The 17,315-nt window shown below is 30.6% G+C and carries 15 protein-coding genes; 4 read left to right on the forward strand and 11 right to left on the reverse strand.

Annotated elements, in window-relative coordinates; all coding sequences use genetic code 11:
* The first annotated feature begins 2 nt into the window (after positions 1 to 2).
* A complete protein-coding gene (locus tag FAY47_RS20925) occupies positions 3 to 1,250 on the forward strand; it encodes a LysM domain-containing protein (protein WP_243129585.1) in 1,248 nt (415 codons plus the stop codon).
* Between the two features lie 69 nt (positions 1,251 to 1,319).
* On the opposite strand, the gene FAY47_RS09745 is transcribed toward FAY47_RS20925, so the two are convergent.
* From FAY47_RS09745 to FAY47_RS09765, 5 genes are all read right to left on the reverse strand, one after another.
* Entirely contained in the window at positions 1,320 to 2,732 is a 1,413-nt protein-coding gene (locus tag FAY47_RS09745) for a cellulase family glycosylhydrolase (protein WP_143316519.1), read from the reverse strand.
* 225 nt (positions 2,733 to 2,957) lie between these two features.
* Complete coding sequence (locus FAY47_RS09750) at positions 2,958 to 3,656, reverse strand: hypothetical protein (protein WP_143316520.1); 699 nt, start codon at positions 3,654 to 3,656, stop codon at positions 2,958 to 2,960.
* Between the two features lies 1 nt (position 3,657).
* Positions 3,658 to 4,113, reverse strand: a complete 456-nt coding sequence (locus tag FAY47_RS09755) for a LytTR family DNA-binding domain-containing protein (protein ID WP_143316521.1) — start codon at positions 4,111 to 4,113, stop codon at positions 3,658 to 3,660.
* A 136-nt stretch (positions 4,114 to 4,249) separates the two neighbouring features.
* Positions 4,250 to 4,987, reverse strand: a complete 738-nt coding sequence (locus tag FAY47_RS09760; protein WP_143316522.1) for an MBL fold metallo-hydrolase — start codon at positions 4,985 to 4,987, stop codon at positions 4,250 to 4,252.
* A gap of 409 nt (positions 4,988 to 5,396) precedes the next feature.
* Positions 5,397 to 5,849, reverse strand: coding sequence for a hypothetical protein (locus tag FAY47_RS09765; protein ID WP_143316523.1), 453 nt, complete (start codon positions 5,847 to 5,849; stop codon positions 5,397 to 5,399).
* A gap of 160 nt (positions 5,850 to 6,009) precedes the next feature.
* Here FAY47_RS09765 and FAY47_RS09770 point away from each other — a divergent pair, with 160 nt between their 5' ends.
* The 3 genes from FAY47_RS09770 (at position 6,010) to FAY47_RS09780 (ending at position 8,067) form a co-directional block, all read left to right on the forward strand.
* A complete protein-coding gene (locus FAY47_RS09770; protein ID WP_143316524.1) occupies positions 6,010 to 6,501 on the forward strand; it encodes a hypothetical protein in 492 nt (163 codons plus the stop codon).
* A gap of 388 nt (positions 6,502 to 6,889) precedes the next feature.
* A complete protein-coding gene (locus FAY47_RS09775) occupies positions 6,890 to 7,450 on the forward strand; it encodes a GNAT family N-acetyltransferase (RefSeq protein ID WP_143316525.1) in 561 nt (186 codons plus the stop codon).
* A gap of 158 nt (positions 7,451 to 7,608) precedes the next feature.
* Positions 7,609 to 8,067: a hypothetical protein gene (locus tag FAY47_RS09780; protein WP_143316526.1), complete on the forward strand. Its 459-nt coding sequence runs from the start codon at positions 7,609 to 7,611 to the stop codon at positions 8,065 to 8,067.
* 203 nt (positions 8,068 to 8,270) lie between these two features.
* Here FAY47_RS09780 and FAY47_RS09785 read toward each other — a convergent pair whose 3' ends face one another.
* From FAY47_RS09785 to FAY47_RS09810, 6 genes are all read right to left on the reverse strand, one after another.
* Positions 8,271 to 9,644, reverse strand: coding sequence for a TrpB-like pyridoxal phosphate-dependent enzyme (locus tag FAY47_RS09785; protein ID WP_143316527.1), 1,374 nt, complete (start codon positions 9,642 to 9,644; stop codon positions 8,271 to 8,273).
* A gap of 319 nt (positions 9,645 to 9,963) precedes the next feature.
* Positions 9,964 to 11,193 carry a DUF445 domain-containing protein gene (locus tag FAY47_RS09790; RefSeq protein ID WP_143316528.1) on the reverse strand — a complete coding sequence of 410 codons (1,230 nt, stop codon included), beginning with the start codon at positions 11,191 to 11,193 and terminating at the stop codon, positions 9,964 to 9,966.
* 11 nt (positions 11,194 to 11,204) lie between these two features.
* Positions 11,205 to 12,440 carry a DUF445 domain-containing protein gene (locus FAY47_RS09795; RefSeq protein ID WP_143316529.1) on the reverse strand — a complete coding sequence of 412 codons (1,236 nt, stop codon included), beginning with the start codon at positions 12,438 to 12,440 and terminating at the stop codon, positions 11,205 to 11,207.
* 158 nt (positions 12,441 to 12,598) lie between these two features.
* On the reverse strand, positions 12,599 to 13,948 hold the full coding sequence (locus FAY47_RS20930; RefSeq protein ID WP_143316530.1) for an RICIN domain-containing protein: 1,350 nt from the start codon (positions 13,946 to 13,948) through the stop codon (positions 12,599 to 12,601).
* A 28-nt stretch (positions 13,949 to 13,976) separates the two neighbouring features.
* On the reverse strand, positions 13,977 to 16,172 hold the full coding sequence (locus tag FAY47_RS09805) for a glycoside hydrolase family 9 protein (RefSeq protein WP_143316531.1): 2,196 nt from the start codon (positions 16,170 to 16,172) through the stop codon (positions 13,977 to 13,979).
* A 112-nt stretch (positions 16,173 to 16,284) separates the two neighbouring features.
* The gene (locus FAY47_RS09810) at positions 16,285 to 17,280 is read right to left on the reverse strand and encodes a non-reducing end alpha-L-arabinofuranosidase family hydrolase (protein WP_143316532.1); all 996 of its coding nucleotides are present in this window, start codon (positions 17,278 to 17,280) and stop codon (positions 16,285 to 16,287) included.
* Between the last annotated feature and the right edge of the window lie 35 nt (positions 17,281 to 17,315).

Here is a 17,315-nt window from a genome sequence, read left to right on the forward strand (position 1 = left end):
AATTGTCTTTAGCTCAAGATTATTTCCCAATAACTTCAAACTCAGAATATATCTACGAAGGTCTTGGAAATGAATTTGCAAGTTTTACTAACTTTACTGATTACACTACTAATAATAAAGAGCAACTTAGAACAAACAATGGTGGAACTGAAATAGTAAGAGTATATGAATATACCACTGAAGGGGTTAAATTAGTTTTCTCACAAGGTGAGACTTATTACCGTGAAAACTTTTTAAATAAAACTCCTAATAAAAATGAATATATTATATTAAATCCAATATCAGTTGGCAATACCTGGACATTACCTGATGGAGGTATAAGGACTATAACTCACATTAATATATCAATTCAAACTCCTTATATAAACATTCCTTCTGCTATAGAAATTACTACTATTAATGGACAAAACAAAACTATAGATTATTATGTAGAAGGAATTGGATTAATTAAAACTAACTTCTATTCTAATAATACTTCTCTAGTTTCTTCTTCATTAAAAGAAATTAGAAACTCTACTCCTTTAACTCAAACAATAAGGTTTTTCTATCCTGATAATAATACTACTAATGCTTGGTATGTGGATAAAAATATTAATTTTTTCACTAATGATTTAACTAAGGTAAAATTTCAAAATGAATTTAAAAATCCACCTAACTGCTTTGCTCCTTGCATAGGCCCTAATACAACTATCAATTATCTTTACTATAATGCAACTGATGATATGGTTCATGTAGATTTTTCAGCTAACTTTGTTAGCGACTTAAATGCTGGATCTAGCTATGAGTTATTAAGCTTACTTTCAATAACAAATGCTATAGGAAGATATTATAATAAAAACAAGGTATATATCACACTAGCTGGTAATCCTTACAGCTCTGGTCATATAGAGAAACAACCTGGAGAACCATTCTTAACTAACTTTGATAATATAAATGAATATACAGGTTATTCTTGCACTACTAAATTCTATTATACTGTAAAGGAAGGTGACACTCTTAGCGAGATTGCCTATAGTTTTGGTACAACCTATCAGGAGTTAGCTGCAATTAATAATATTCCTAATCCTGATCTTATTTATGATGGCCAAGTTCTATTAATTTATTTTAATGGAACCTATATTGTGCGTGATGGAGATACCCTTAGTGAAATTGCTGAAATGTTTGGCACAACCTATCAAGAACTTGCTAGAATCAATAATATTCCTGATCCTGACGTCATTTATGTTGGACAAGTACTAGTAATAGCATAATCTATAAAGGATATGGCTAGATTTTCAAGAAAACCTGCCATATCCTATTAGATAATTATGTTTTTAATTTTAATATGCTAATTTTGATGTCTTTTGAATTCCATGTTCACTAAAGAATACATATTTGCCCCAACTAGTTAAGTTGTTTCCTTCCCAGTCATTTGATAAATCAAGAGTTACATCTTGTCCTCCATTCCCTTTCCATGACCAAGCTACTGTTCCAACTTTCTTTTCATCACTATAATTTACTATTGTTGCCTCATCTACATCTCCACCATTTTGGTAATCACCAAATTCACCAATAACTGTACAAACGCCTTTTTCAAGCATTCTGTCTATATTGCTCTTTACTACAGTTGAATTGGCACCTGCTACTGAATACATATGAATTGAGAACATAATATTGCCAGTCACATCTGCATTTTTTACTGCTGTACAGTTTGATATAAGAGAAGAAGTTTCTTGACCATATCCTGCTGCGTCAACCATTATTGCATTTTCAATTCCTGCACTTCTCATCTTTTTAATTGCTGTGCAGTAAGTATTTGTCCAAACATCACCTTTATTCCATGTTCCAAGCCATTCATTAGCGACATTTACAATAACATAATCTTTATTGGCATTTAAAACATCCTTTAAGCCTATCCAATAATTAACTGCTGTATATAATCTTTGAGGATCGTCAAAGCCTGTATGATCATGTACTTCAAGGATACAAACTAATCCTTTTTCTCTGCACCAAGAAATAATATTATTAACTTCTTCAGCAGTAGTTTTATTCCATTGTGTTCCATCAGCTAACACTACCCTTACAGTATTTGCTCCAAGTCTTGCTACAGCATCAATAGATGTTTTTGTCTCTGAAGTATACCATGCATGTGCAATGTTCACACCTCTCATTACAAATTCATTTCCTTTTCCATCGTATAGCTTATTGCCTTTTACATTAAACCCACCTTTTGATACAGGATCTGTAGGTTGCATTGCATCATCAACTTTCTCGATTAATACATAATCTAGAGCTACATATCCCCAATCACTGGATACTCCAAATTTATGCTGTCCCTTTGAAAGAGTATATTCATTAGTAGTTTTAGTCCAACTACCTGCATTAGTACAAAGCTTACCAGCTGAATCCTTATCTAAATAAAGCCAATTCTCCTTATATTGGTCTGAATTAGTAACTATAGTTATTTTATAATTTCCATCACTAGGAACCGTAAAATTAACATCTGCCCACCCTGATACAAGATATACAAATCCATTTCCAGAATAACCATTAAAAAGATCTTTTCTTATAGCATTACCTCTACCTAAGGAAAAATGCTTGGCAGATTCAAATTCAACTACTTTCTTAAATGAATTTGTATCATTCACCATAGAAGAATCCAATGCCCAAGTATTAGTATTACAGTTAACAAGAATTAAAATTATTGAAATAAACGCTGCAACCCACCTACAAGATTTTCTTAGTTTTTTCATTTTTATACCCCCATTTTCTAATTTCTTCTTTATTATTCTACCAAAGATATATCCTTTCAAAATAAAATATATCTTAAATACAATAAGTCATATCTTAAATATTAGAATATTTAATTTACGACTTAAAATAAATATTTTAGTATTTTGTAAATTATACAAAAATAAAGCCTATATCTTAAATCGTTACACAAAATAAGATATAGGCTTCTCTTTAATCATAATAAATTAGATATAAATTATTTCTACGCCTGCAAAGGAAATATCACCAACTAATGTTAAAGTATTTTCTGTTTGCCTGTCATTTTTATTTTTTTCACTAATACCACCTAAAAACACATGAGTTCTATCATCTATATTCCAAGATCTTGGTACAAATAATTCTATTCCTGAAAAAGAAGCATTAATATTAACTACAGCCTTCCCATTAGCCATAGTTGCATTATCAAAATACACCTTCAAAGCTCCAAAAGAACACTCTAAATCAGCTTGCTCAAAATTATCTGAATTTATATATTTTATGCTATCCCCAAAGGAACTTTTGCATCTAACATGGCTATCATCTTCTACATCAATCTTTTCAAACTTATAATCTTCAGAATTATATTTTGTATGAATCCATTTATGATGTCTATTAAAAATCATTGATAGCCCTATACTACCAAACAATGCTGCTATAAGCACAGTCCAAGGAGTAATACCGGTAATCCCTAATTCATTATCATACATTATACAAATAAATGCCAAAGGGAATAAAACACCTGGAAAATTAAGTCTTAGCAAACTTTTTATTATAACTAATACTAAAAAAACTGTGAACAATAAACTAAATACATTTACATCTGGGAAGTATCCTAGCCTATTTATAACTAAGAAAACCCCTAGCAATATAAAACCTATCCCCCAAAAAATCCTATCTTTTTTCATATCATTTCCTCTTTTCTAATAACTTGATTTTTAATGGTTTATAATAATATCTTGAAACATATACCTGTTTATGAGTATTTTGAAATTCCACTTTACTTGATGATGATATGCTTCGTGTTATGGAGTAAATATGATTAGTATTTAAAATTGTTGATTTTGAAACTCTCATAAAGTATCCTGGTAAAAACTCTTCAAGTTCATAAAGTTTATATTTTACATTATAAATATTATCTATGGTATGCGCGCAAATCCCATTTTCATCAGTTTCAAAAAACAACACTTCTTGTAATGAAAGATAATATTCAGTATCTCCTCTGTAAAAAGTTATATTTTTCTTTTTTGACAACATATCCTCAAGAAAAACTTGAATATTTTTGACTTCTTCACTTAATTCATTACATCTAATAATAACTTCATCTTCTTCAATTTTAGTATCTAATTCAATTCGTATTTTCATATTTTCACTCCCCACATTTTTATTATATTAACTGCTTTTCCCATTGTCTATATGTTATAGGTAAGTGGTTAGTTATTCATAGTAAGTGGTATATTTTTAATACATATATTACAACCCTTTAAACTGTCACTTAATATTACTCTCTTAAAATTCTTTCAATACGCTCATTTACTTTACCTTTATATATGCCCCCATGATAGCAAATCACTGTTTCTATATCATATTTTAAAAGTTTTTTTAATGACTTTTCGTTTAAATTATTATCAAAATTAATAGAATCAGGAGAGGCAACTAGCTTCCCACTTTTAACCATCAAAAGATCTCCAGCTATAAGTGTCTTACTTTCTTTAAGGTATAAGCTAATATGCCCTGGGGTATGACCTGGGGTAAAAATTACTATAATTCCACCACAACATTGTAATTCTTCACCATCTGTCAATGTCTTATCTATATTTACTTTACAATTTTCAAAGCCAGTCTTAAGTTTTTCGTATATCATTTTAAGCTCCTCTGCCCCATTTGCCAGTTTAGTTTCTAACTCAGAAAGCTTAACTGGCACTTTTTCTCCATTTATATAAGCTTTTTCTTCTATATGAGCAAAGACTTTCACCTCATTAGGTAAAGACTTCAATATACTTGAGAGACTTCCTATATGATCAATATCTTGATGAGTAATCATAACCTTATTTAGTTTATTAAATTCTATCCCTGTCTTTTCTATTTCCTCACGAATTTTAGGCAATTGTCCTGGATATCCAGCATCTACTAACATAATTGTATCCTTGTCCCATATCAGTGTTGGGTTAATAACACTGTCCATTCCCATAATATTAGAATTTATCTCAAGCATTTCAACTCCATTAGCTATCTTCATTTACTTATTCTCCCCTCAAATTATTATAAAAATTTCTTCTAGGTCTATTGACTTTTTATTGATTATATGTTATAATATGGTCTATTATTAGAATTTCAGTATACTTTACCTTAGTATAATTGTCAATATAGAACTTAAATATAACAAGGGCTGTCGCACTAAATAATTAGTGTGACAGCTTCATTTTTATGTAAAAAATAAATTTCATACTCTTAATTTTAAACATTTAAAACTCTGATGACTAAAAAAGTCATTAAAAATAAAGACTTATTAAAGTACACTATTTTTAAGCTATTAAGTTGATTTTGTTTGAAAACATCTTGAAAATCTCAATAAAATATAAAAAAATGGACTGTCCATTAGCATTTTTGAAACGCTAATGCGACAGCCCATTTTCTATTTCGCTATATTAAACAGTCACAAAAATATAATCTGTTTTCACATTTGTTCCAGTTGGCATAGATACTCTAATTTGTATTCTATGAGTACCATGCGATAAGTTCTTAACTAAAAATGTTTGTAAATATGTGTTTCCATGATAAGAATAAGCTAATAAATGTCCATTATCAGGAACATAACTACCATCTACCCATATAGCAGTAGAACCTTGTCCACCTACAGTTTTTACTTGAATACCAACATTAGTAGTGTTTATACTATAAGTTTCTCCTGTATATGTAACTATTGCTTGATCTCCTTTAGCATATACATCTCCACCATAATCTTTTACATTAGTAACTTGTGTAATTGTAGCAGTAAAATTTGTATTAGGATAAGCCGATGCTTTTTGAACTCCTAGTCCAATTGTAAAAAATACTGCTACTAACAATAAGCTTAAAATTTTTTTTGATAAATTTTTCATTGTTCATTCCTCCATCCATAATATTTTAATTTTACACATTATACATAATATCACTACATAAGTTATTATTAAACATATTTGGAAGAAAAATAAAATTAAAGTTTTTTATACCATAACCGATAAAAAGTATATATAATTATACAGGGAGGAATAAGCAAAAATGAACAACATAAGTACTTATAATAATATGAATAGCTTAAATATTAAAAACGAATCAGTCACTAATGCTACGAATCTTACAACTAAAAATCAAACTAATAAGACTGAGAATAAAAGCTCGAATACTTCGGATACTATAGAAATAGAACAAAAGAACAAAACTATAATTAATACTAAAAAAGCATATGATGCTCTTCAAGAAACTTGTAAAGAATTTGGTACTGTAGAATGTGGAGGGGATATTTGCGGTACTATGCAATTCTATGTAAATAATTTAATGATTTTTATGAGGGATGAAGGAATATCTGTTCCAGACTTTAACTTAAAAAGTGATAATACTAATAATAATGACTTTTTAGGATTTATAGATAAATTAAAAGAATTTACCAAAAAAGCTATGGAAGATAAAACCAGTATAAATATCGCTCCTGATAACTTCTTTGATTTTTGCGATGTTTGGAAAGAAAAACTTATCCAAACTGGTTGTCGTTAAATAATTAAGGTCTCAATTTCGCTAAAAGTTACTTTGGCAAAATTAAAAGGTGCTGTCCGCACTAAATAATTAGTGCACAGCTCCATTTTTATGCAAAAAAATAAATTCCAGGCTCCGAAGAGCAAGGAATTTATAGTAAAATTAATGTATGATGAAAAACATTAGCTTACAAAAAAATTATATAACTATAAGATAAAATTTATCAATTAAAACTTCTGCTAAATCTCTATTATATAACTATATGCTATAAAGCATGAAGAAAATATAGAATTTGTACATGGATGTGGAAAAAGAAAAACTCTAAAGTACGCTATTTTTAAGCTATTAAGTTGATTTTGTTTGAAATATCTTGAAAATCCTAATAAAATATGAAAAAGGGGGCTATTCTATGAATCATTTAGGAACTGTAGAAATAGAAACAGAGAGATTAAAATTACGTAAATTTTACATATCAGATGCAAAGGCTATGTTTAACAACTGGGCAAATGACTCAGAGGTAACAAAATATTTGACTTGGCCAGCACTGATATCTGTTAAAGCAGCAGAAAATACATTATCAAACTGGATTAATAATTATTCTGACAGTAAGTTTTATCAATGGGCAATTGTACTAAAAGAAGATGTTTTGGAACCTATTGGTACTATTAGTGTTGTTCATATGGATGAAGAAATTGATATGGTGCATGTTGGATACTGTGTAGGAAGAAAATGTTGGAATAAAGGTATAACTTCTGAGGCATTTAAAGGAATCATTCCATTTTTAATTGAAAAAGTTGGAGTTAAACGTATTGAATCTCGCCATGATCCAAGAAATCCAAATTCCGGTAAAGTCATGTTAAAATGCGGTTTGCGATATGAAGGAACACTACGTAAAGCAGATATAAATAATCAAGGAATTTGTGATGCTTCCATGTATGCACTTCTCGCTGAAGATTATTACAAGAGTTAAACATAGGCAATTGCCACAAAATTCATGTTATGTTAGTATATATATACTAGGTGGGACTAGAACAATACTTAATTTTGAAAAGCAATCAAGAAGTTAATCTATACATTATATAACTTCTTTTTTGTTATAAATAAAATAATTAAAGGTAGGTATAATGAATGAAAAACAAAAAGTTGTTTATGTTCCCATTGATTTTAGGATTAGTTATTTTTCAACTAATTGGGTGTAGTTACAAGACTACAGTAAATGGAGTTGATAAAAGCAATTCTACAAAAGTATCTAAGGTTGAATTTGTAAAGGGATATGAATCTAATTACAAAAATGAAGAGACAGTAAGTTCATACCAAAATACAAATGGTTTGTATGGAAGAGTATATTTTGAAAATGTACCTGATGATGCAACAAAAATATTATTTGTATGGAAAGATAAAAATGGTGACAAAACAGTAACAAGTGCAGAACTAGACATTACATCAGCTCAAAGTAAGGAGCCTGCAAAATCTTATGTAACTAGTAATGGTGGAGTTGTTCCTAACGGAACTTATGTCTTAGAAACATACTTAAAAGACACTAATGATCTTTTAAATAAATCAGAAATTCAGGTATCTAATAAATAGAATACTTTAAACTAAAAAAGCTCAAGTAAATACTAGGATAAGTATTTACTTGAGCTTTTTTATATATCTAATTACTTTTTACGTTTCTCAAGAGTTATACTTTTATCTGACTGCCAGCGCACAACATAATTAAGAATACCGTCTTTAATTGAAAAAAGTGTGACTTTATTTAATAAAATCACACTTCTTCATAGCTTCTTTTACTAATTCTTAGGGATAATAGGCAATTCTGAAAATCCTTTTTCTAAATCTTTTTCTGTTGGAATATAATCCTTCATTGTTCCCTTTAAATATGCTTCATAAGCCATCATATCAAAATAGCCTGTCCCTGTAAGTCCAAAAAGAATTGTTTTAGCTTCTCCAGTTTCTTTACATTTTAATGCTTCTAAAACAGCTCCATATATAGCATGAGATGACTCTGGTGCAGGAAGAATAGTTTCCTGCTTAGCAAACAAAGTTGCTGCTTCAAATACTTTTGTTTGCTCTACTGATATAGCTTCCATATATTCATCATGATATAATTTCGAAACAATTGGTGACATACCATGATATCTAAGGCCCCCTGCATGGTTAGCTGATGGAACAAAACTACATCCTAAAGTATACATTCTTGCTAACGGAGTAATCTTACCAACATCGCAATAATCATAGGCATAGCGCCCTCTAGTTAAAGATGGACATGATGCAGGCTCTACAGCAACTATTCTAGGGTTAGCTTTTCCAGTCAATTTATCTTGTACAAATGGAGCTATAAGTCCTCCAAGATTTGACCCTCCCCCTGCACATCCAATTACCACATCAGGATATTCATCGATCATCTCCATAGCAATCTTAGATTCTAATCCAATTATGGATTGATGAAGAACTACTTGATTTAATACAGAACCAAGGACATATCTACAGCCTTCTGTAGTAACAGCCTTTTCTACTGCTTCAGAAATTGCAGAGCCAAGGCTTCCGCTAGTAGTTGGATCTGCCTTTAATATTGCTCTACCAACATTTGTAGTATTGCTTGGACTTGGAACTATTTTCCCATCAAAGGTCTCTATAATAGATTTACGAAAGGGCTTTTGTTCATAGGAACATTTCACCATATAAACAGTAAGAGGAATATTGTAATAACTACATGCTTCAGCTAAAGCTGTTCCCCATTGACCTGCCCCAGTTTCTGTGGTAACACTTGTTAATCCTTGCTTTTTCGCATAGTATGCTTGAGCAATTGCTGAATTTAATTTATGACTTCCGGAAGTATTATTTCCTTCATATTTATAATAAATCTTAGCTGGTGTTCCTAAAGCCTTTTCCAAATTATATGCCCTTATTAATGGTGAAGGACGGAACATCTTATAAAATTCTTGTACTTCTTCTGGAATGTCTATGTAACGAGTTGTGTTATCTAATTCCTGTTTTGCTAGTTCAGTACAAAATACAGGATATAAATCTTCTTCCGTTGCTGGTTTATAAGTCTTTGGATTTAACATAGGATCTGGTAGTTCCTTCATATCTGCTCTTAGGTTATACCATTGTTTTGGCATTTGATCCTCCGTAAGATAAATTCTATGTGGTATTTTCATAATAACCCCTCCATTTTAATATATTTTATGCCTATTTATAAAATAGTTATTTTGTAAAAGTTAAGTTTGACACATATTATGACCCTCCTTGCTTAAAAAGATAGCGATTTCCTCCTTTAAATTATAACATGTAAATTTTATTATAAATGTAAAATATTGTTGTTTTATAAATAATTAATCTTTTCGTTGAATTTTCACTATTTTTTAATAAAAGCTATAAAAAATGCAGTTTAATGTGACTTTATAAATCAGCCACATCAAACTGCAAAAATCTGAAAATGTATTTATTATTTCTTTACCATCTGTTTAAAAATATAATTAATTAAAATAATAGTCCCCTTATGATTGGTACAACATATGGTTCATAAACTAAATTTAAAAATACAAATAGTACTAGACCTATACATCCTCCAAGTACTGAACCATTTATTCTAATCCACTGCAAGTCTTCCCCTGCCTTATCTTCAATAAACTTATTTAACTTTTCATCTGTAAAACTATTTAAAGTATCCTTTGCAATACTTCCTATTACACTATGTTTTTTCTCTAAAATACTATATATTATCTCCCTAACTCCATTATCTATGGCAGTTTTAATGGACTTACTTTCTTTTAAATAGTCCCATATTTTTTCTAACAAATTACTTATAATAGCTTCATTTATTAATGATGGAAGTTGTGATTTTATAATTGGTTTAAAATCTGTTTTCTCTAGTAGATCAGCCTTCCATTCTTCAATTGAAGCTGGTGAAAGTTCAACCATCTCTATGGTTTTAATTATATTATTTTTACAAGCCTCTGAAATTATGCTATCTTCACTCATAAGATCTGTAAGTATTTTTTCAAGCTGACTTTTTATTAAATCCCTTAAATCTTCTGCTACTGATATATTTAATTTACTAAGCAAGCTTTGTAATGAAAAGCTTGAGCCTTCATCTTTACTAGCTAAAATCCTTTTAGAAAAGGCCAATATCTTTTTGTCACCTTCTTCTTCAGAAAGTTTATTTAGAAAATTTTGTGCCCATATTACTCTATTTTCATATGTGAATTCATTTTCTATAAAAGCTTTAAATCTATCTGATAAATTTATGTTTTTTCCTTCTTCTTTAATGATATTCTCAATATACTCCGCTATTTTATCTATATTTTTTTCATATATATAGTCCAAAATCTTTTTAACAACTGCTGCTTTTATATCTTTGTTATCTTGAACATACTTAAATATATATTCCACCACAGATATCTTGTCTATTTGCTTCTTTAATGTTTCTTTGCTTAGCAAATCTGTTTCAACTAAACCTGCTGTTGAATTTATAATAGACTGTCTATTTCTTGGTATTATTTCAGTATGATATGGAAAACCTAATGGTTTTGTAAAAAGCGCTGTAACTGCAAACCAATCAGCTATACCACCTACCAAAGAGGCTTCTGATACAAATATCATCAATTTAAATATAAATATATCTCTATAAAAATACCTTAATATTACTGAAACACAAAATAAAATAAGTGAAATGCCAAGGGCTATATTTGCTTTACGTTTATAATTCATGTCCATCGCTCCTATACTATCCAAAATGTCATCATATACGTTATTATTCCAACTAGTCCTCCAACTAAAGAACCATTTACTCTAATTAACTGCAAATCATCACCTATGATAGGCTCTATCATATTTGATAGTTCCTCACCACTTACCCCATCTAACTTCTCTTTAATAATCAATCCTATTTTATGGTGATTTCTTTCAACCATTTTTTCAAGTAAGCTATTTATGGCATTATTAAACTTTGCTTGTTTATCAATATCATTAACAAAAGACTCTAACTGCCTATTTAATATATTTTCTATAATCTTAAAAGTATTATTAGGTTCTGATTTAAGCTTTAACAAATATTCCATAGCTATTTCTTCAATCTTTTCTAGCCTTTCATTTTTCCAATTTTCTATTTTATCTTTTAATTCTTCATCTTCTTTTAATCTATCAATTTGCTTTATTATAAATGACTGTATTTCTTCTCTTTCACTACTTTCTTGTTTTTTCATTTGTTCTATAAAACTTACTAATTTCTTTTGAAGAGTTTTTGCTATGTTATCTAAGTTTCCTTTAATAAAAAACCCTAAAATCATAATTAAGAAACTTCCTCTATTAAGTTCCAATATTTGAAGAACAACATCTTTAACAAACATTCTTGTTTCATAAGTTTTAGATAATTCTTCTAATTTATCTACTAATATGTCTGTAATTTTTTCCTTATATCCGTTATTCCACATCCAATTAAAAGTTTGTAAAATAATATTTGAAAGATCTACTGATTTTATAACTTCGCCCTTAAAATCCTTAGCCTTACTTAAGTTCTCATTACTAAGTATTTCTTTAGAAATATCATCTAATATAATAATTAAATCTTTCTTTTTATTAGATTTAATTAACTTACTTAAGTCTTCTGATGGATTAATTTTTCCAAGTTTGTTCATAATGCTTTCTTTAGTTAATAGTTCACTTTCTACCATATCTACCAAGGCATCAAAAATTCGCTCCCTATTTTTAGGTATTATTTCTGTCCTAAATAACTTAGCTAATAAATTACCATTTAATGGTTTTCTAAATAAGGCTACAACAGCAAACCAATCTGCTAAGCCCCCTATCATAGCAGCTAGGCAAAGACTTGATATTAATCCTCCTAAAAAACTATCATGAAATGGATAAGTTATAAAAAAACCTACAGAAAAAATCACTAATATGCAAGTTGCTATATTACTGTTTTTTCTTTTTCCACTACTCATATTCCTCTCCAACTTTATTCCTCCTTAGTTCAAATATTAAATTCACGAAGTTAGCTATAACTAAACATATTATAATTTAGGCATGACTACTAGTCAAATTGCAAATACAAATACACCAAGTTTAGCGAAATACTAAACTTGGTGTATTTTATTAACGAACCGCTTGATTACTAATTAGCCCTTTCAAATAGCCACAACTGATTATTATGCCCTCCATATGTCCACTCACAAACATTGGTACCATCAGAAGTTCCAAAGTTATAATCATCTAACACCTTAGTTTGATTACTACTCATTGTTGCAATAGCATATGCGCCATTTGTTGAAGAAGATTTTATAGAAAACTTTTGTGGATCATGTCCATATGCATTGTAAATTTGAATATTTGCACCATCTCTATTTTCTCCATTACTTACATCTAGCATATATTCACCTAATGCACTCTTTAATGTTACATATCCATTTCCTACATTTCTTAAATACCACTTTTGTCCATTAGCTCTTGAACCTGTGCCAAGTTCAACATTTTGACCTGCTCTTCCTACGTTACTTGCAACTTGAAGATATTTTTGAGCATTAACATTTTTGATATAATACCATCCATCATTTAATGTTACGGTATTTCCCATTGTAGTGCTGTTTCCTCCAGTAGGATTACCGCTAGAAGAAGCACCATTATATCCTGATTGATCTAACATTTGAAGGTAATTCCACAAACTTGGTTTCCAAACACTCCAGTCATGTCCTCTTCCTGGAAGAAGCCAATAAGTATTAGGAATCCCTTTAGAATCACAGAAGTTGTGTACTCCTGTACCAAAATTAATAAGATTGTCACTAGTTCCACAGGAAATAAATAAAAGTTTTAATTGATTCTTTGCTGCAGTTCCACCATCACGGAATAATTGAGAATTTGAATGAGTATTTGGAGCTGCAGAATATGCACCAATATATGCAAATGAATTTAAATTCTGTAAACCGATATTGAATGATTGTCCACCACCCATTGAAAGACCAGATATTGCTCTATGAGTACGGTCAGTGTAAACAGAGTAATTCTTTTCTACATAAGGTATTAGAGAGTTTATCAAATCGTTAGTTAAGTTTTCATAACCATCAGATACCCCTGCTCCAGTTGCATTACAATTTGGCATTACTATTATAGAAGGTTTAATTTTCCCTGATGCGATGAGATTGTCAGCAATAGTATTGGCACTTCCGCCACCATTAGTCCAGTCATCATCTCTTCCACCGATACCATGCAATAAATACATTACACTGTATTTTTGGCTTGCTGAATACCCTGGTGGCAAATAAATTTTTGCCCTTCTTTGGCTTCTTGTTGCTGTAGACTGATAATAAATATAGTTAACTGTACCATGTGAAATGTTACCTTTCCATCTGTCAAAATCTGATGGTGGCATAGTTGGGTTAGACGCTGCTAATACAAAGCTTGGTGAAACCCATAAGAATGTTAAAAACATTAAGCTTATAAATAAAATATTAAAAATCTTTTTTTTCATTAATTTATCCCCCTTAATTCTCCATTATCTAATGTCTATTTACTTCTGCCATAGCGCAAACAAATGGCGAGTTCCAATATATGTCTACCTCATTAGTAGAATAACTTTCTTGATTATCAATATAACATTTAGCTGGAGGTAGTCCTTCTAAACTAGCTAATGCTACTGAATCTTCTAAAGCACTATCTGGTCCACCTGCAATCATACCTGGCAATGCCTTTTCTTGTGCTATAGATGGTCTATGATGTGGATGCTTCATAGAATCTGTACCATACCCTGAAACAAAAGACTTACCTAATGAATTTTTACCAAAGCAATAGTTAATATGTTCTTTTGCATAATCTAAATACTCTTCATTAGGTATAATCTTATAAGCCTTTGCAAGGAATATAGCATTATTATTCACATTCATATTGCTACCCCAACAATATCCTGTTGTTCCACTTGGAATGTTGTATCCATCATTTTTATCTAAAAGCACAATACGCTCAGCCTCTTTTATAATGTAATTTTTAATATTTCTAGCTACATTTTGATCAGCACCTTTAGCTGATATATATGCCATATTACCGAAGTCACCAACATTTTGCCAGCCCAATCCTGAACTAATCTTTTGATTTTCTAATGCTTTAAATGCAGCATCATATTTACTGTCACCTGTTGCTTTGAAAAGCTGAGCTGCTGCCCAATATCTTTCATCACTATCATCTTTGTCCTCGTATGCTCCAGTAACAATACCTGTTGGATTTGAAACAGGAGTATTTGGTTTATCTTTTAAATATGTCCAAGCTTTTTCTCCTGCTGCTAAACATTTTTTAGCTAGAGATGGGTCTATATCCTTAAAGTTTTCATATCCCATTGCCATAACTGCTGCGAAATCTCCTGTTGCTGTTGTTGATATAGGACATACAATAAGTTCATCTTTTTCATCCTGTGGCATTACATGACCTGGGAACCCCGCACATGTTACTTTATGATAAACACCACCACTTGTTTGATCCTGCATTTTTAATAGCCACTGTAATTGATATTTTATTTCATCTAAAACATCTGGAATTCCATTTCCGCTTTCTGGAATATTAAAATCATCTCCAAAAGCAGCTTTATTATCATTGTAAGCTGTTAAAAGATCTGCTGCTGCTACTGAAGTAGCAACTACATAACGTCCATAATCACCTGCATCATGCCATCCACCAGATACATCTATTTTTTGATTTGTTCCATATATTCTGGCTAAATCTGTGTGGCAAGCTGGATGTGCCCATTTACCACCTAATTTTTCTGGTATCTCTTGTCCACATCTTTGCATATAGAAAAATCTTACTGCATCTTTAAATACATTCTTATAAACATCTTGTCCTATAGTAAACTTATAAGAACTACCTAGTCCATCAGTCTCAATAGTATAAGTACCTGGTGTTTTTACAGATGAAAAATCTCCAAATCTGTCTGTCTCACCTGCTGCCTTATTATTCATTGAACCATTAATATCTCCCTCATAAACTACCTCTTTTGTGCTAGTTGAAACAACTCTAAATTTACGATCTGCACTAGCTGCTCTAAAAACAACTTTTTTCTTCTCTTCTGGCTTATACCCTACTTGATTTAAGACAATTTTTTGTTCTACTTTTGGAGCATCGTCTTCATCGTAAACTACTCCAGTATCATCAAGAAGAACTAATTTAACATTATCAATTTTAATAGAATGTTTTGGAAGATTCCCTCCACCTATATTTCCAAGATTAAATGCAAGTCTTGGAGACTTATCATTGTCCTCTGTCATAGTAAAATCTTGTGATACCTTTTGGACTTTACCAGTTGTATTAATTTTCCCATAAGTATAAGAACGATAATCCCCTCTATTACGTTGAATTGTATATTCTACTTTTCTATCAGTTGTTGAACTTATGTCAAATTCCAAATGATATTTTCCGTTTTTATACATTTTAAAGCCATCATAATAAACTTGCATACCATATGATACATTTCCGCAGTTCTCTACCTCTGCATTAAGAGCACCATCTTTTTGCGAAACTTTACCACTACCTCCATCTGTTGTGAAATTTCCCCACCCCTTAAGGCTTGTATCAAAAGTTCCATTTTGAATTAAATTAACATTAACCTGAGCAGCCTTTGCTACTGTTTGAAAACTACTATTACCAACAAGCATACTTATAGATAATGCTATACCCGCTAATAATGAAATTATCTTTTTTGTTTTCATTATTTACTCCCCCTATTTTTTATACATTCTGTTAGGCTTTTTTTCATAAAAACCTAACAGAATCATTTTATTCAGAATACAAAATCATATATCAAATTATAAATAATTTTGATTATTTATAATTTTTTATAATCCCAAGATCCCATTTAATTTTTTCATAAGGAACATAAGCATTGTCTGTAGAACCTTGAATTAAGAAATCAACTCTATTAATATCATTAATTTCTAGTTTTTGATTTATGCCTGAACGAAGTAGTTCACCATGAGAAACACGATTTGTCCATCTATCTGCAGTGTAAGATAAATTATGGGATGATGCCCACTTTTCACTAACCTTTGTCCATGGACCATTTAAACTATTTGCTTGATGTAGTTCGTAATATCTATTATCCTTCATATCTTCAACTATCATATAATACTTGTTATCAGCTTTAGATTTATAAACACAAGCCCCTTCAAAAGTATCTCTTACTGCAACTGTAGCTGGTCCCCAACCATTTGGAAAGTTTGCAAGAGATGTCTTACGACAGTAAATATTATGTGAACCATCTGATGGTGTATTGAAAAGATATGCATATTGATCATCACAAATAACCCAATAATCCCAGCCCATGTTTCCACTAGCTCCTAGAGACTTTGGTCCACTCCATGAATTTGGATCATCTATATTTGTAGTTGTTGCATAACAAGCTCCTAAACTACCTTGGTAAATAAGATACCACATATGTTTAGACTCCATATAAAATACTTGTGGTGCTCCATAGCTTCCGTTACGTCCCCATGATCCATTTAAGTCTAACTTTTTATGCTGAGCAGTTCTTAAACCATTAATCGTTGATGCTGAAGCAGTTCCCATCTGGAATGTACCATTTTGAGCATAACCAGTATAAAATAAATGATATTTACCATTAGCATAAACAATAGATGGATCCTTAACAGAAATATCATCCCACGCATTTGTTGGCCCATTATAAAAACATCTTGACCCTACATACCAAGTAGGATTTGGATTTGCTGCTGCATTGGCAGTTATACCCTCCCCTACAGTCATTGCTCCTAAAAACATTGCTAATCCAATTCCAAACATACCTATTTTTCTTTTTATCATTTTATTTCTCCCCTTTACTAAATCTTTAGATTATA

The organism is Clostridium sp. HBUAS56017 (assembly GCF_007115085.1).
Taxonomy (GTDB): Bacteria; Bacillota; Clostridia; order Clostridiales; family Clostridiaceae; genus Clostridium; species Clostridium cibarium.

Excerpts from the sequence above, each read along its gene's own strand:
- FAY47_RS09745 (WP_143316519.1), bottom strand. The coding sequence starts at position 2,732 with ATGAAAAAACTAAGAAAATCTTGTAGGTGGGTTGCAGCGTTTATTTCA.
- FAY47_RS09750 (WP_143316520.1), bottom strand. The coding sequence starts at position 3,656 with ATGAAAAAAGATAGGATTTTTTGGGGGATAGGTTTTATATTGCTAGGG.
- FAY47_RS09755 (WP_143316521.1), bottom strand. The coding sequence starts at position 4,113 with ATGAAAATACGAATTGAATTAGATACTAAAATTGAAGAAGATGAAGTT.
- FAY47_RS09760 (WP_143316522.1), bottom strand. The coding sequence starts at position 4,987 with ATGAAGATAGCTAATGGAGTTGAAATGCTTGAGATAAATTCTAATATT.
- FAY47_RS09765 (WP_143316523.1), bottom strand. The coding sequence starts at position 5,849 with ATGAAAAATTTATCAAAAAAAATTTTAAGCTTATTGTTAGTAGCAGTA.
- FAY47_RS09770 (WP_143316524.1), top strand. The coding sequence starts at position 6,010 with ATGAACAACATAAGTACTTATAATAATATGAATAGCTTAAATATTAAA.
- FAY47_RS09775 (WP_143316525.1), top strand. The coding sequence starts at position 6,890 with ATGAATCATTTAGGAACTGTAGAAATAGAAACAGAGAGATTAAAATTA.
- FAY47_RS09780 (WP_143316526.1), top strand. The coding sequence starts at position 7,609 with ATGAAAAACAAAAAGTTGTTTATGTTCCCATTGATTTTAGGATTAGTT.
- FAY47_RS09790 (WP_143316528.1), bottom strand. The coding sequence starts at position 11,193 with ATGAATTATAAACGTAAAGCAAATATAGCCCTTGGCATTTCACTTATT.
- FAY47_RS20930 (WP_143316530.1), bottom strand. The coding sequence starts at position 13,948 with ATGAAAAAAAAGATTTTTAATATTTTATTTATAAGCTTAATGTTTTTA.
- FAY47_RS09805 (WP_143316531.1), bottom strand. The coding sequence starts at position 16,172 with ATGAAAACAAAAAAGATAATTTCATTATTAGCGGGTATAGCATTATCT.
- FAY47_RS09810 (WP_143316532.1), bottom strand. The coding sequence starts at position 17,280 with ATGATAAAAAGAAAAATAGGTATGTTTGGAATTGGATTAGCAATGTTT.